General features: G+C 73.0%; 17 protein-coding genes. 10 read left to right on the forward strand and 7 right to left on the reverse strand.

Annotation, left to right across the window (positions count from 1 at the left end):
* Window positions 1–4: 4 nt before the first annotated feature.
* The gene (locus Cba03nite_RS07940) at window positions 5–529 is read left to right on the forward strand and encodes a DinB family protein (RefSeq protein WP_203743624.1); all 525 of its coding nucleotides are present in this window, start codon (window positions 5–7) and stop codon (window positions 527–529) included.
* Between the two features lie 65 nt (window positions 530–594).
* A complete protein-coding gene (locus Cba03nite_RS07945) occupies window positions 595–1,524 on the forward strand; it encodes a pentapeptide repeat-containing protein (protein ID WP_239125552.1) in 930 nt (309 codons plus the stop codon).
* 131 nt (window positions 1,525–1,655) lie between these two features.
* Here the strand turns inward: Cba03nite_RS07945 and Cba03nite_RS07950 are convergent, their stop codons facing one another.
* Complete coding sequence (locus tag Cba03nite_RS07950) at window positions 1,656–2,132, reverse strand: GNAT family N-acetyltransferase (RefSeq protein ID WP_203744125.1); 477 nt, start codon at window positions 2,130–2,132, stop codon at window positions 1,656–1,658.
* 79 nt (window positions 2,133–2,211) lie between these two features.
* Between Cba03nite_RS07950 and Cba03nite_RS07955 the strand changes: the two genes are divergently transcribed.
* A complete protein-coding gene (locus Cba03nite_RS07955; RefSeq protein ID WP_203743626.1) occupies window positions 2,212–2,562 on the forward strand; it encodes a hypothetical protein in 351 nt (116 codons plus the stop codon).
* Window positions 2,559–3,206: a nucleotidyl transferase AbiEii/AbiGii toxin family protein gene (locus tag Cba03nite_RS07960; RefSeq protein WP_203743628.1), complete on the forward strand. Its 648-nt coding sequence runs from the start codon at window positions 2,559–2,561 to the stop codon at window positions 3,204–3,206. The genes Cba03nite_RS07955 and Cba03nite_RS07960 overlap by 4 nt, the downstream gene beginning before the upstream one ends.
* A gap of 140 nt (window positions 3,207–3,346) precedes the next feature.
* Here Cba03nite_RS07960 and Cba03nite_RS07965 read toward each other — a convergent pair whose 3' ends face one another.
* A complete protein-coding gene (locus tag Cba03nite_RS07965; RefSeq protein WP_203743630.1) occupies window positions 3,347–3,679 on the reverse strand; it encodes a winged helix-turn-helix domain-containing protein in 333 nt (110 codons plus the stop codon).
* The gene (locus Cba03nite_RS07970) at window positions 3,676–4,449 is read right to left on the reverse strand and encodes a hypothetical protein (protein WP_239125553.1); all 774 of its coding nucleotides are present in this window, start codon (window positions 4,447–4,449) and stop codon (window positions 3,676–3,678) included. The genes Cba03nite_RS07965 and Cba03nite_RS07970 overlap by 4 nt, the downstream gene beginning before the upstream one ends.
* Window positions 4,450–4,579: 130 nt before the next feature.
* Here Cba03nite_RS07970 and Cba03nite_RS07975 point away from each other — a divergent pair, with 130 nt between their 5' ends.
* On the forward strand, window positions 4,580–5,392 hold the full coding sequence (locus tag Cba03nite_RS07975; RefSeq protein ID WP_239125554.1) for a GNAT family N-acetyltransferase: 813 nt from the start codon (window positions 4,580–4,582) through the stop codon (window positions 5,390–5,392).
* Between the two features lie 90 nt (window positions 5,393–5,482).
* Here Cba03nite_RS07975 and Cba03nite_RS07980 read toward each other — a convergent pair whose 3' ends face one another.
* From Cba03nite_RS07980 to Cba03nite_RS07990, 3 genes are all read right to left on the reverse strand, one after another.
* Window positions 5,483–6,418, reverse strand: coding sequence for a LysR family transcriptional regulator (locus tag Cba03nite_RS07980; protein ID WP_203744127.1), 936 nt, complete (start codon window positions 6,416–6,418; stop codon window positions 5,483–5,485).
* A 198-nt stretch (window positions 6,419–6,616) separates the two neighbouring features.
* The gene (locus Cba03nite_RS07985; RefSeq protein ID WP_203743636.1) at window positions 6,617–7,048 is read right to left on the reverse strand and encodes a VOC family protein; all 432 of its coding nucleotides are present in this window, start codon (window positions 7,046–7,048) and stop codon (window positions 6,617–6,619) included.
* A gap of 2 nt (window positions 7,049–7,050) precedes the next feature.
* Entirely contained in the window at window positions 7,051–7,608 is a 558-nt protein-coding gene (locus Cba03nite_RS07990; RefSeq protein WP_346113948.1) for a DinB family protein, read from the reverse strand.
* Between the two features lie 63 nt (window positions 7,609–7,671).
* On the opposite strand from Cba03nite_RS07990, the gene Cba03nite_RS07995 reads away from it, so the two are divergent.
* The 5 genes from Cba03nite_RS07995 (at window position 7,672) to Cba03nite_RS08015 (ending at window position 12,564) form a co-directional block, all read left to right on the forward strand.
* Window positions 7,672–8,634, forward strand: coding sequence for a helix-turn-helix transcriptional regulator (locus Cba03nite_RS07995; RefSeq protein ID WP_203743638.1), 963 nt, complete (start codon window positions 7,672–7,674; stop codon window positions 8,632–8,634).
* A 311-nt stretch (window positions 8,635–8,945) separates the two neighbouring features.
* A complete protein-coding gene (locus Cba03nite_RS08000; RefSeq protein ID WP_239125555.1) occupies window positions 8,946–9,578 on the forward strand; it encodes a succinate dehydrogenase cytochrome b subunit in 633 nt (210 codons plus the stop codon).
* Between the two features lie 2 nt (window positions 9,579–9,580).
* Window positions 9,581–11,515, forward strand: a complete 1,935-nt coding sequence (locus Cba03nite_RS08005) for a fumarate reductase/succinate dehydrogenase flavoprotein subunit (protein ID WP_203744131.1) — start codon at window positions 9,581–9,583, stop codon at window positions 11,513–11,515.
* A gap of 11 nt (window positions 11,516–11,526) precedes the next feature.
* Window positions 11,527–12,273, forward strand: coding sequence for a succinate dehydrogenase/fumarate reductase iron-sulfur subunit (locus Cba03nite_RS08010; RefSeq protein ID WP_203744133.1), 747 nt, complete (start codon window positions 11,527–11,529; stop codon window positions 12,271–12,273).
* Window positions 12,274–12,417: 144 nt separating this feature from the next.
* Complete coding sequence (locus Cba03nite_RS08015; protein WP_203743642.1) at window positions 12,418–12,564, forward strand: hypothetical protein; 147 nt, start codon at window positions 12,418–12,420, stop codon at window positions 12,562–12,564.
* Between the two features lies 1 nt (window position 12,565).
* Here the strand turns inward: Cba03nite_RS08015 and Cba03nite_RS08020 are convergent, their stop codons facing one another.
* Window positions 12,566–13,594: a prenyltransferase gene (locus Cba03nite_RS08020; protein WP_203743644.1), complete on the reverse strand. Its 1,029-nt coding sequence runs from the start codon at window positions 13,592–13,594 to the stop codon at window positions 12,566–12,568.
* Window positions 13,595–13,605 lie beyond the last annotated feature (11 nt).

Here is a 13,605-nt window from a genome sequence, read left to right on the forward strand (position 1 = left end):
CGCCATGACGTGGACCGCGCCGCAGGCGCAGCGCAGCAGCGAACCGTACGTCGCCGACGAACGCGCCATGCTCGAAGGCTGGCTCGACTGGCACCGCGGCACGCTGCTGCACAAGTGCGCCGGGCTCACCGGCGAGCAGCTCGCGCAGGCGCCGGTGCCGCCGTCGGGCCTGAGCCTGCTCGGGCTGGTCCGGCACATGGCCGACGTGGAGCGCACCTGGTTCCGCAGCCGGGTCCTCGGCGAGCAGGTCGCCCCGCTGTACAGCCACCCCGACGGCCGTTCCGGCGCCGCGTTCGACCTGGCCGACCCCGCGCGGGCCGAGGAGGACTTCGCGATCCTGGCCGCCGAGGTGGACGCGTGCCGGGCCGCCGTCGCCGGGGTGCCGCTGGAGCACACGTTCCGCCACGACCGCACCGGCGAGACGATGTCCCTGCGCTGGGTGTACGTGCACATGATCGAGGAGTACGCCCGCCACAACGGCCACGCCGACCTGATCCGCGAGCGCATCGACGGCGCCACCGGCGAGTGATCCGCCCCAGCCGATAGGCTCGGACCCGCACCTGCCTTCTTTCGCGTACGGGGGTTCCACCGCTCGTGTCCGAGCAGACTCCGCAGCCGGCCGGCTGGCGCGAGCGGCTGCACGCCGACTGCTCCCGCTGCTTCGCGCTGTGCTGCGCCGCGCCCGCGTTCGCGCGCTCGTCCGACTTCGCCATCGACAAGCCCGCCGGTCAGCCCTGCCCGAACCTGCAGGCCGACTTCCGCTGCGGGATCCACACGCGGCTGCGCGAACGGGGCTTCGCCGGGTGCACCGTGTTCGACTGCTTCGGCGCCGGTCAGCAGGTCGCGCAGGTGACCTTCGGCGGGCGGGACTGGCGGGCCGAGCCGGCGTCGGCGCGGGACATGTTCGCCTCGTTCACGGTCATGCGGCACCTGCACGAGCTGCTGTACTACCTCGCCGAGGCCCGGTCGCTGCGCCCGGACGCGTCCCTGGACGTCGAGCTGGCGCGGGCTCAGGCGCAGACCGAGGAGCTGACCCGGGGCACGCCGGCGGAGCTGGCCGCGATCGACGTAGGGACGCTGCGGGGTGAGGCCGCCGGGCTGCTGCGCCGCACCAGCGCCCTGGTGCGTGCCCGCGGCGGCCGGCCCGGCCCGGATCGTTCCGGCGCCGACCTGACGGGCGCGGACCTGCGTGAGGCCGGGCTGCGCCGGGCGAGCCTGCGCGGGGCGTACCTGATCGGCGCCGACCTGCGCGGAGCGGATCTGAGCGGGGCGGACCTGCTGGGTGCGGACCTGCGCGGCGCCGACGTGCGGGGCGCGGACCTGACCGGCTGCCTGTTCCTGCTCCAGTCGCAGCTCGACGCCGCCCGCGGCGACCTCGGCACCCGCGTGCCGCCGGTGCTGACCCGCCCCGCCCACTGGCCCGCCACCCACGCCACCACCGGCGCCGCCGCCGGCCCGGCCCGCCCCGCCGGACCCCCGCGCCCCGCGCGCCGGCCCCGCCCACCCCGCGCCACCCGCCGCTGACCTCCACCGCACCCCGCCCGCCGCGCCCGCGACGTCCAAGATCGTTCGACTTGCCTGGCAGGTGGGCGTATCTTGGCCGCCCATACCCCCATGTGCCTGGCAAGTCGGATGACCTTGGCGCGGCGCGCCGGTCAGTCCGTGCCGGTGATGGTGCTGCGGCGTTCTAGGAGGAGGACGTCGCGCCAGTGGCCGTCGCGGCGGCCGATGCGCTCGCGGGTGCCCACGATGCGGAAGCCGCACCGGCGGTGCAGCGCCACACTGGCCAGGTTCTCGGGGAACACCGCCGACTGCAGCGTCCACACCCCGGCCGCCTCCGTCGACTCGATCAGCGCCCGCATCAGCGCCAGGCCCACACCGCGGCCGCGGGCGGCGGGGGAGACGTACACGCCGTGCTCGACGACCCCGGCGTACGCGGGCCGGGTCGACACCGCCGTCACCGCGACCCAGCCCAGCACGCCAGCGGCGCCGTCGGCGACCAGCCGGTGCGCGGGCAGGCGCGACGCGTCGAACGCCGCCCACGTGGGCGCGGCCGTCTCGAACGTGGCGTCGCCGGTGTCGATCCCGGCCTGGTAGATGGCCAGCACGGCGTCCGCGTCGGCCTCGGTCATCGGTCTGATCTCCACCACGGGGTGATCGTAGGGACGCCGCCGCTGTCGGCGCGGACACACCAGCCCTTACTCTTGACATGTGGACCGCCGCGACCGCCGCAGCGCCGCGCCCTCCAGCGCGCGGCCCGGCCGCCGTGCGCTCGTCGCGCCGGACCTGACCGCGCTGCACGGGCCGACCGCCGGCACCGCCGTGCTGCCGCACCGGCTGTTCTGGCAGGCCGACCGGCGCGTCGACCTCGACAACCCGCACCTGCTGCGCTGGGTGTACGAGACGGTCCTGCGCGAGGCCGGCACCCTGGACGAGCTGCGCAGCTGGCTCGACGGCCCGACACTGGTGCGGCTGTGGCCAGAGCTGTTCCTGCCGCGCGCGCTGCGCTCGGCGTGGGAGGAACGCCACCCGGCGCTGCGTACGGCCGTGCCCGTCGGATGACCGTCGAGGAGCTGCAGGCCGAGGTCGCCCGGATCGCGCTCGGTGTGGCGCAGGCGCACGGGTTCGCCCTCGGCGGCGGGCACGCGCTCAACCTGTACGGCATCGTGCACCGCGCCACCGAGGACGTCGACCTGTTCACCGATGTGGACGGCGGGGTGCGCGCCGCCGGTGACCTGGTGGTGCGGGCGCTGCGCGCGGCCGGGCTCGACGTCACCGGATACGGCGACGACCTCGGCGAGGTGTTCGGCGGGTTCGACGACGAGCTGGTCGAGTTCCAGATCGCGCGCGGCGAGTCGGTGATGCGGCTGACCCTGGCCAGGTTCGACCGCAACCGGGGCACGGTCGTCATGGACGTGGGCCCGGTGCTGCACGTCGAGGACGTGCTCGGCGGCAAGGTCGCGGCGCTGGCCAACCGGGCCGAGCCGCGCGACTACGTCGACGTCGCCGGGGCGCTGCGCCGCTACAGCCGCGAGCAGCTGCTCGAACTGGGCCGCCGCGCCGACCCGCTGCTGGCCGACGAGGACTTCGCCGCCGCAATGACCCGCCTGGACCGCCTCGACGACATCGTCTGGCGACAGCTGTACGGCCTCACCCCGCAGGCCTGCGCCGCCGTCCGTCAGGCCTTCACCGACTGGCCCCGCTGAAAGCAAGGGCACCTTCTTAACGCTTTCCGTAGAGGAAGGTGCCCTTGTTAACGCCAGCTGGGCGCCGAGCCCGTCCGGCGGATGCGAACCGGCGAAGGTGCCCTTCGCGACCGGGGCCCGCAGCGCGGGCGGCCACGGTGCTACTCCAGCGCGTCGGTGGTGCGCATGCGCTCCAGCAGCTGCTCCAGTGCGGCGATCTCCCGGCGCAGCGCGGCGCCGCCCTGGCGGGTGAGTTTCAGCCAGGTGCACGGCTTGCGGCCCTCATACCCCTTGCGGATCTCGACCAGGCCCGCCTCCTCCAGGACCCGCAGGTGGCGGCTGAGGTTGCCGTCGCTGAGCTGAAGCTGGTCGCGCAGCGTGGTGAACGCGCACTCGGCGGTCTCGGCCAGCACCGTCAGGATGCCCAGCCGGATGCGCTGGTGCACCGTCTCGTCCAGGGCGAGCGCCGGATGCGCCGGCGGTCCGTCGGTCATCGCAGGCCGCCGCCGGTGCGTACAGCCCGGACGGCGGCGAACACCAGCAGCGGCAGCGCCATGAGGATCAGCGTAGGGCCCGGCCGGTTGAGGCCGAACAGGGTCCACGTCCCGCCGAGTGCGGGACCCTCGAATCCGCCCAGCACCCACGTGGCCCAGCCGGGCAGGTAGCCCATGCCCTGCGAGCACTGCCAGAACGTGACCAGCCCGACCCAGAGCCCGGACAGGATCAGGGCGCGGCTGCGCTCGGCCCAGCCCAGCACGATCACGGCCAGCGCGATCGGCAGCAGCGGCGTGTACAGGCCCCAGCGCACCTGGTCCAGCAGCGGCGGGTCGACGTACATCTTGACCACGTCCGCGTCGGCGGGCCGGTCGACCGGCAGTGCGGCCAGCACCGCGAGCGCGAGCAGCGCGCCCAGCGCGGTGATCGCGAACCAGCGCCACGGCACGCGTACGCCGACGCGCCGGGCGCGGAGCCGGTACCAGGCTCCGATCAGGGCGATGGTCAGCGGCGTGCCGATGAACCAGAACAGGTAGGACGCGAGCGTGCTGCGCTGCATGTCGGGCAGCCCGGCCCAGGGCGCGTCCGTGATGATCAGGTCGGCCTGCGCGAATGGCACCCGGTAGAGGGCGATGCTGGCCAGCAGCAGCGCGGCGAGGGCGGCCACCGGGAACCAGGCGCCGGCCCGGGCGCGGCGGCGGGCCTGCTCGCGCAGGCGGCGTACCTCGTCGAGCATCGCGCCGGGGTCGGCGGTCACGGGTGTCGTCATCGGAAGATCTCCCCTCGTGTATGTGCGCGGCACCAACTTTGTAGCGCAAAGTACACGCGTACAGCAAGTGCCGGGGCGTGCCGCGTTAAACCGGGCGACCCCGGACCGGGCAGCCGGTAGCCTGCCCGGCGTGACCGAAGACTTGCTGAGCCGCCTGGAACGCTTCTACGACGCGGTGCCGCGCGACCGGGCCGCCGTCGAGCGGCACGGCACGTTCGAGCTGTTCCTCAACCAGGGCACGCCGTACCCGTTCTACGCCCGCCCCGTGCTCGGCGGGCCCCCGCCGACCGCCGCCGACCTGGCCGCGGTACGCGCCCGCCAGCGCGAACTCGGCCAGCCCGAGTCGTTCGAGTGGGTCGACCAGACCACCCCCGGCCTGCTGCCGATCGCCGAGGCCGCGGGCCTGTCCGTGCTGCGCGCGCCGCTGCTGGTGCTCGACCCGGCACGGCTGGCCGATCCCGGCGACACGGCCCGCATCGTGGCCGCCGCAGCGCCCGACGCGGCCGCGCTGCTCGCCGCCGTCGCGGCCGTGGCGCAGGTCGGCTTCGGGGCGCCGGGCACCACCACGGGCGACGGCGGACCGGCCGAACGCGACGCCGCCCTGAAGCTCCCGGATGAGAGCGCGCTGGCCAGGCAGCTGGACGACATCCGCAGCGGCGTACGCGCGTACGCCTACGCCGAGCTGCCCGGTCAAGGCATCGTGGCCAGCGGCATCTCCCAGCGCGCGGGCGACGTCGCCGAGATCGCCGGCGTGGCCACACTGCCCGCCGCGCGCCGCCGCGGCCTGGCCGGCGCGGTCACCGCGCTGCTCGCCCGCCAGGCGCTGGAGCACGGCGTGCGCACGGTGTTCCTGTCCGCCGCCTCCGACGACGTGGCCCGGGTGTACGAGCGGCAGGGCTTCGACCGCGTCGCCACGGCCTGCATCGCGGAGCCGGCCGCCTGACCGCCGCGTGAGGAAGGGCGCCTTCCTCTACGCATAGCGCGCTGAGCTGCTGCTCGTCACGCTTCGCGTGCCGAGGAAGGTGCCCTTCCTTCAGATGGGTTCGACGCCGGCGGGCAGGCGGGACCAGGCCGACTCCTCGTGTACGTACGCGAGCAGCACCTCGCGCAGGGCGCGGGCGGCGTGGGTCGGGGTGACGTCGCGGCGGTGTGCGAGGGCGATGGTGCGCTGCACGCCGGGTGGGGCGAGCGGGGTGGCCCGCAGCCGGGGGCGGCCCGACAGCACCAGCGACGGGACCAGCGCGACGCCCAGCCCGGCCTCGACGAAGCCGAGCACGGCGTCCATCTCGCCGCCCTCGATGGCGAAGGTGGGCGCGAACCCGGCCCGGCGGCACGCCTCCAGGGTGGTGTCGCGCAGGTCGTAGCCGGGCCGGAACATGACCAAGGGCTGCCCGTCCAGCTCGGACAGGCTCAGCTCGGCGGCCTCGGTCGGGGCGGGCAGCGTCGCGGCCGACGCGACGACCAGGCTCTCGCGCAGGATCGGCTCGGCCCGCAACGCCGGGTCGGTGCCCTGCTCGGGCAGCACGATCAGGGCCAGGTCGAGGCCGCCGCGGGCGAGCTTGCCGACCAGGTCCTGCGAGCCGCCCTCCTCCAGCAGCAGCCGCACCCCCGGGTAGCCCTCCTGGTAGCGGCGCAGCACCGGGGCGACCAGGCTGGTGCACAGGCTCGGGGTGGCGCCCAGGCGCAGGCGGCCACGGCGTACGCCGATCAGCTCCTGGACCTCCAGGCGTGCGGTCTCGACGTCGGCGAGGATGCGCCGGGCGCGGGGCAGCAGCGCCTCCCCGGCGGGGGTGAGCATGATGTTGCCCCGCGAGCGGGTGAACAGCGGCGCGCCCAGCTCGGTCTCCAGCACGCTGATCTGCTTGCTCAGCGACGGCTGGGTCACTCCGGCCTGCTCGGCGGCCTGGGTGAAGTGCCGGGTCTCGGCGACGGCCACGAAATACCGGAGCTGCTGCAACTGCACGGCGATAGCCTATCGCCATCGACTCACCGGCGATGATGTCCCGAGCGGGGGACGGAGGCGGCGAGGTTGCCGGTTCGCCAGTGGGTGCGGTCCGAGCGCAACGATCGCGGTCTCGTGTCGAAAGCTGAGGTCAGGCCGTAGCTTTCGACGCGAGACCGCGATCACCGGGCCGCGGGCCAGCGGCCGCGCCCGATCGCCGCGCCGCTACGAGACGCAGAACTCGTTGCCTTCGGGGTCGGTCATGGTGGTCCAGGTGTGCGGTCCCTGGCGGCCGTCGTGCTGGAACTTCGCGCCGCGGGCGGTCAGCGCGGCCACGACCTCGGCGACGTCCCCGCCGCCGGTGCGCACGTCCAGGTGCATCCGGTTCTTGACCGTCTTGCCCTCGGGGACGAGCTGGAACAGCACCCGGGGGGCGCGCTCCAGCCCGCCGGGGTGCCGGATCGCCTGGCCCTCCCGCCAGACCAGGACGCCGTGGTGGACGGTGGTGTCGGCCTCGCTCGCGTGGCCCTGGGCGATCATGCGGCGGATGAAGTCCTCGTCGGAGGGTTCGACCTGCCAGCCGAGCGTCTCGGCCCACCAGTCGGCGAGGGTGTGCGGGTCGGCGGCGTCCACCACCACCTGGAATTCGTATGCCATGGTCATCCTCGATTTCGGTAGAGGTCGCGGAGCAGGGAGATCTCGGCCGCGTGGTGGATCGCCTCGCGGTTGATGTGCAGGACCAGCGCGGCCATGGGGTAGTCGGCGAACGGGCCCTCAGCCGGGCCGCACGGTCGGGCCAGGCCGTCCTCGCCCAGCTCGCGCATGCCCGCCGACCAGCCGGCGTACGCCTCGTCGAGCTGCTCGAGCGCCCGCTTGGCGGACCCGGCGTAGTCGAACCGGTCAGGGTGGCACGGCGGGCCGCCGAAGTGGTTCGCGGTGCGCTGCCCGAACACGCCGACGATGAGGTGCGCCAGCCGCCACGCGATCGTGGTGACCGGCGGCGGGTCGGGCTCGGGCCAGGCGAACTCGATGCCGTACTCGCCGCCGCCGTGCACCGGGGTGGCGCCGGCGTCGGCGCGGCGGCGCACGCTCCAGCATCCGGCGACCGGCTCCCACAGGTACTCGGCGTCGGTCAGGCCGTCCAGCCGGGGGCGGGCCTGCTGCTGCCAGTGCCAGTCGAGCTGCTCGGCGAGCTGAGCGTTCCAGTCGATGCTCATGGGCTCGACGCTAACGCGTATCGAGGACAGTTCCGGTCCGCAATCGCTGCGAGAATCGGTTTCATGCTCGACACGTCGGCCAGGCTGCTGCGCCTGCTGTCACTGTTGCCCACCCGCGCCGCGTGGACCGGCCCGGAGCTGGCCGAGCGGCTCGACGTCACGGGGCGCACGCTGCGCCGCGACATCGCCCGGCTGCGTGAGCTGGGGTATCCGGTGCAGGCCACGCCGGGGGTCGCGGGCGGTTACCGGATGGGCGCCGGGTCGGTGCTGCCGCCGCTGCTGCTGGAGGACGACGAGGCGGTGGCGGTGGTGCTGAGTCTGCGTACCGCGGCGGGCAGTGCGGGCCCGGCGGAGACCGCGGCGGCGGCGCTGGCCAAGCTGGAGCGGATCCTGCCGGCGCGGCTGCGCCGCCGGGCGGCCGCGCTGCGGCAGGCCACCGTGCCGCTGCCCGGCGGCGCCCCGGCGGTGGGCGCCGAGGTGCTGACGGTGCTCGCCGAGGCCTGCCAGGAACGGCAGGTGCTGGCGTTCGGCTACCGCGGCCGGGACGGGGCGGTGACCGGGCGGCACGTGGAGCCGCACCGGCTCGTGCACGCGGGGCGCCGCTGGTATCTGGTGGCCCGCGACCGGGACCGCGACGCGTGGCGTACCTTCCGGGCCGACCGGATCGAGGACGTACGCCGGGCCGGGATGGGGTTCGTGCCCGTCGATCCGCCGGACGCGGCGGCGTTCGTCGCGGAGGCGGTCACCACCGCGCCCTATCCGGTGCGGGCGCGGGTGCTGGTGCACGCCCCGGCCGAGGTGGTCGCCGCGCAGGTGCCGCCGTCGGCCGGGGTGGTGGAGGCCGTCAGCGCCGGCACCTGCCTGCTGCTGACCGGCGCGCACACGCCCGGCCACATCGCCCTGCACCTGGCACTGCTCGGCCATCCGTTCACCGTGCTGGAGCCCGCGGACCTGATCGGCGAGCTGGCCGTGCTCGCCGATCACCTGGCCGCCGCCCACCGGGCGTCCGTCGCAGCGGAAGGTTAAGAAGGGCACCTTTTACTACGGAAAGCGTTAAGAAGGTGCCCTTGCTTTCGGGCAGTGAGTTTGACCACGCCGTGAGTGATGCATCACAGGTCAGGGGGTGGTGTGGGGCACGCCGCCGCTGGTCGGTGCGGGTTTACAGCGTGTGTTCAGGTCTTCAGGGTCCTTCAACATAGTCGGCAGCTATGGTGAGCGGCGCAGCGATGCATTGGACGCCTGATCCACTTCGTCCTAGCCTCCGTGACGTGGCAGTAGCGACTCAGACCCTCTCCCGACCTGGACTTTTCCGTTCCACGGTCGGCCAAAAGGTCATCATGGCGATCTCCGGTGCAGCTCTCGTGCTGTTCCTGCTCGCTCATATGATCGGCAATCTCAAGATCTTCTTCGGCGCCGACGCGTTCGACCACTACGCGCACTGGCTGCGCGACATCGGCGCCCCGATGCTGCCGCACTCCGGCTTCCTCTGGATCCAGCGCGTGGGCCTGCTGGTCGCGCTCGTGCTGCACATCTGGTCGGCCGCCGTCCTGACGATCCGCGCCCGCAAGGCCCGCCCGGTCAAGTACGCCCACCGCAAGCCGGTCCAGGGCAGCTACGCCGCGCGCACCATGCGCTGGGGCGGCGTGATCGTCTTCCTGTTCGTGGTCTACCACATCCTGGACCTGACCACCCGGCACCTGAACCCGGTCGCCGACACCAGCAAGGCGCACGCCGCCGTCGCCGCCGACTTCGGCCCCGACCGCTGGTACGTCACCGCCTTCTACACCCTCGCCGTGGTCACCCTCGGGTTCCACCTGCGCCACGGCATCTGGAGCGCGCTGCAGACCCTCGGGGTCAGCAACGCGCGCCGCGAGCGCGTCCTCAAGGCCGTCGCGTTCGCCGTCGCCTTCGTGATCTGCGCGGGCTTCCTCGCCGTTCCGTTCGCCGTACTCACAGGGTTGGTGAAGTGACCATGACGGACTACTACAGCCTCGGCGACCCGGTCGCCGACACCAAGGCCCCCGACGGCCCGATCGAGACCCGCTGGGAGCGCCGCCGCTTCGGCGCGAAGCTGGTCAACCCGGCCAACAAGCGCAAGCTGTCGGTGATCGTGGTCGGCACCGGCCTGGCCGGCGGCTCCGCCGCCGCGACCCTCGGTGAGCTGGGCTACCAGGTCAAGTCGTACTGCTACCAGGACTCCCCGCGCCGGGCGCACTCGATCGCGGCCCAGGGCGGCATCAACGCGGCCAAGAACTACCGCAACGACGGCGACTCGGTGCACCGGCTGTTCTACGACACGGTCAAGGGCGGCGACTTCCGCAGCCGCGAGTCGAACGTGCACCGCCTGGCGCAGATCTCGGTGCAGATCATCGACCAGTGCGTGGCGCAGGGCGTGCCGTTCGCCCGCGAGTACGGCGGCCTGCTCGACACCCGCTCCTTCGGCGGCGCGCAGGTGTCGCGCACCTTCTACGCCCGGGGCCAAACGGGCCAGCAGCTGCTGCTGGGCGCGTACCAGGCCCTGGAGCGGCAGATCGCCGCCGGGACCGTGACGATGCACGACCGGCACGAGATGCTGGAGCTGATCATCGTCGACGGGCGGGCCCGTGGCATCGTCGTGCGCGACCTGGTCACCGGTGAGATCACCACCGAGTTCGCCGACGCGGTCGTGCTCGCCTCCGGCGGCTACGGCAACGTGTTCTTCCTGTCCACCAACGCCAAGGGCTGCAACGTCACGGCGTCGTGGCGGGCGCACCGCAAGGGCGCGCTGTTCGCCAACCCGTGCTACACGCAGATCCACCCGACGTGTATCCCGGTGTCCGGCGACCACCAGTCGAAGCTGACGCTGATGTCGGAGTCGCTGCGCAACGACGGCCGGGTGTGGGTGCCCAAGGCCAAGGGCGACACCCGGATCCCGGCCGACATCCCCGAGGACGAGCGCGACTACTACCTGGAGCGCATCTACCCGGCGTTCGGCAACCTGGTGCCCCGGGACATCGCCTCGCGCGCGGCGAAGAACGTGTGCGACGAGGGACGCGGCGTCGGCCCCGGCGGCCTGGGCGTCTACCTGGACTTCGCCGCCGCGATCGGCCGCCTTGGCCGCGACGCGGTCGAGGCCAAGTACGGCAACCTGTTCGACATGTACCAGCGCATCACCGGCGAGGACCCGTACACCACGCCGATGCGCATCTACCCGGCCGTGCACTACACGATGGGCGGGCTGTGGGTCGACTACGACCTGCAGTCGAGCATCCCGGGCCTGTTCGTGATCGGTGAGGCGAACTTCTCCGACCACGGCGCCAACCGCCTGGGCGCGTCGGCGCTGATGCAGGGCCTGGCCGACGGCTACTTCGTGCTGCCCAACACCATCGGCGACTACCTGGCCGCGGGCCCGTTCCCGAAGCTCGACGGCGAGAACGCCGAGGTCGCCGCGGCGCGTAAGCAGGTCGAGGACCGAATCGAGAAGCTGCTGTCGATCGACGGGGACCGGACCGTCGACTCGTTCCACCGCGAGCTGGGCCGCATCATGTGGGAGTACTGCGGCATGGAGCGCACCGACGCGGGCCTGCGCAAGGCGATCAGCGAGATCCGTGAGCTGAAGGCCGAGTTCTGGCAGCGGGTCAAGGTGCCCGGCGACGGCGAGGGCCTCAACCAGTCCCTGGAGCGGGCCGGCCGGGTGGCCGACTTCTTCGAGCTGGCCGAGCTGATGTGCATCGACGCGCTGCACCGCGAGGAGTCCTGCGGCGGCCACTTCCGGGCCGAGAGCCAGACCGAGGACGGCGAGGCCCAGCGCGACGACGAGCGCTACAGCTACGTCGCCGCGTGGGAGTTCACCGGCGACGCCCCGGTCCTCCACAAGGAGGACCTGACCTTCGAGTACGTACACCCGAGCCAGCGGAGCTACAAGTGACCGAGAAGCTGATGAGCCTGAAGCTGCGCATCTGGCGGCAGGCCGACGCGCGGGACAAGGGCAGCATGGTCACGTACCAGCTGCAGAACGTCTCCCCGGACATGTCGTTCCTGGAGATGCTCGACGTGCTCAACGAGCGCCTGACGCTGGACGGGGAGGACCCGGTCGCGTTCGACCACGACTGCCGTGAGGGCATCTGCGGCATGTGCAGCCTGGTCATCAACGGTGTGCCGCACGGCCCGGAGAAGGCGACCACCACCTGCCAGCTGCACATGCGGCACTTCTCCGACGGCGAGACGATCGACATCGAGCCGTGGCGGGCCGCCGCGTTCCCGGTCGTGAAGGACCTGGTCGTGGACCGCCGCGCCTTCGACAAGATCATCCAGGCGGGCGGGTTCATCTCCGCGCCGACCGGCTCGGCCCCCGACGCGCACGCCGCGCCGGTGCCCAAGGCCGACGCCGACGCCGCGTTCGAGGCCGCGACCTGCATCGGCTGCGGCGCGTGCGTCGCGGCGTGCCCGAACGGGTCCGGCATGCTGTTCACCGCCGCGAAGATCACGCACCTGGGCCTGCTGCCGCAGGGCCAGCCCGAGCGCGACACCCGCGTGATCGACATGCTGCACGCCCACGACGAGGCGGGCTTCGGCGGCTGCACCAACACCGGCGAGTGCACCTCGGTGTGCCCGAAGGGCATCCCGCTGGAGACCATCTCCCGGCTCAACAAGGACTACCGCAAGGCCCTGCACGCGGCGTCCTGACCCTGCACGAGGCACGGCCCGCTGTTTCGGCTCAGACCGAAACAGCGGGCCGTTTCGCAGCTGTACGCCGTCCGGGGCGGTGCGCGGCGCGGGGTTTGACTACCGTGTGCCGGGTTCGTTGCCCCTCGACCCGGAAGGGCGGGTATGAGCCGACCACGGATGTCCCCGATCGCCGCGATCCTGACCGCGCTGCTCACCGCCCTGCTCGCCGTGGGGCTGTGCCTGCTGGCCCGCGAGCTGATCGGCGGCCTGTCCGACCTGGGCGGCGAGGTCCCGCACAGCCTGCGCTGAGTCAGCGCGCCGCCAGCCACACCGCCCAGCCGAGCAGGCCCCCCAGCAGCAGCCCGCCGGCGCGGCGGGTGTGCAGGAACGCGATCGGCGCCCACCACAGCGGCCACACCGGGTTCTGCGGCGGCGGTTCGGCCGGCACCGGCTGCCCGAACGCGCGCACGACCTTGACCAGCATCGGCAGCGCGAACACGACCAGCAGCGCGGGCCACGGCAGCGCCCGCACCGCCACGAGCACGGCCACCCCCGCGTAGAACGCGATCATCATGGCCTGGGTGAGGCGCTTGGCGGCGTGCTCGCCGAGCAGCACCGGCAGCGTCCGGGTGCCCGCCGGGCCGTCGTAGGGCAGCTTGTCGATGTGCTTGGCCATCAGCACGGTGGTGGGCAGCAGCGCGTACACCGTCGCCGCGGCGAGCACCTGCCACGGCAGCGTGCCGGTGCCCGCGTAGTACACCCCGCCGACCATCAGCGGGCCCCAGGTGAGCAGCACGTCCAGCTCGCCCAGGCCGATCCGCTTCAGCCGCAGCGGCGGCGCGGTGTACGCCCACGACAGGAAGAGCCCGCCGAGCGCGAACGCGACGATCCACCAGTCCTGCCGCGCCACCAGCACCGCCATGATCACCAGGTCCACGACCTGGCACAGCAGGATCCCGGCCACGAGCTGGCGTTTGGTGACCAGCCCGGCCAGGATCGGGTGCGGGGCGTACAGGGCCCGCGGATAGTCCTCGGTGTCGTTGCCGGTCTGCGTGTCGGCCAGGTCGTTCATCAGGTTGTTGGCCAGGTGCGCCACCACGATGCCGGCCACGGCCAGGGCGACGTTGAGCCAGTCGACGGCTGTCTCGGCGATCGCGGCCAGCAGCACCGCCAGCAGGCCCGAGGTCAGCGTCATCGGCAGCACCCCGGCCCGGGTCACCACCAGCCAGCGCGTCACCTGGTCCACCACGCCCTGCTCGGGCGGGTTGGTGGTGATGAACGCGTACCGCCATGCGGCCAGCCGTGCCTGGATCGTCAGCGAGGATGATTCGGCGCTCACGGCCCGGACTG

It is taken from the genome of Catellatospora bangladeshensis (assembly GCF_016862575.1).
Lineage (GTDB): Bacteria > Actinomycetota > Actinomycetes > Mycobacteriales > Micromonosporaceae > Catellatospora > Catellatospora bangladeshensis.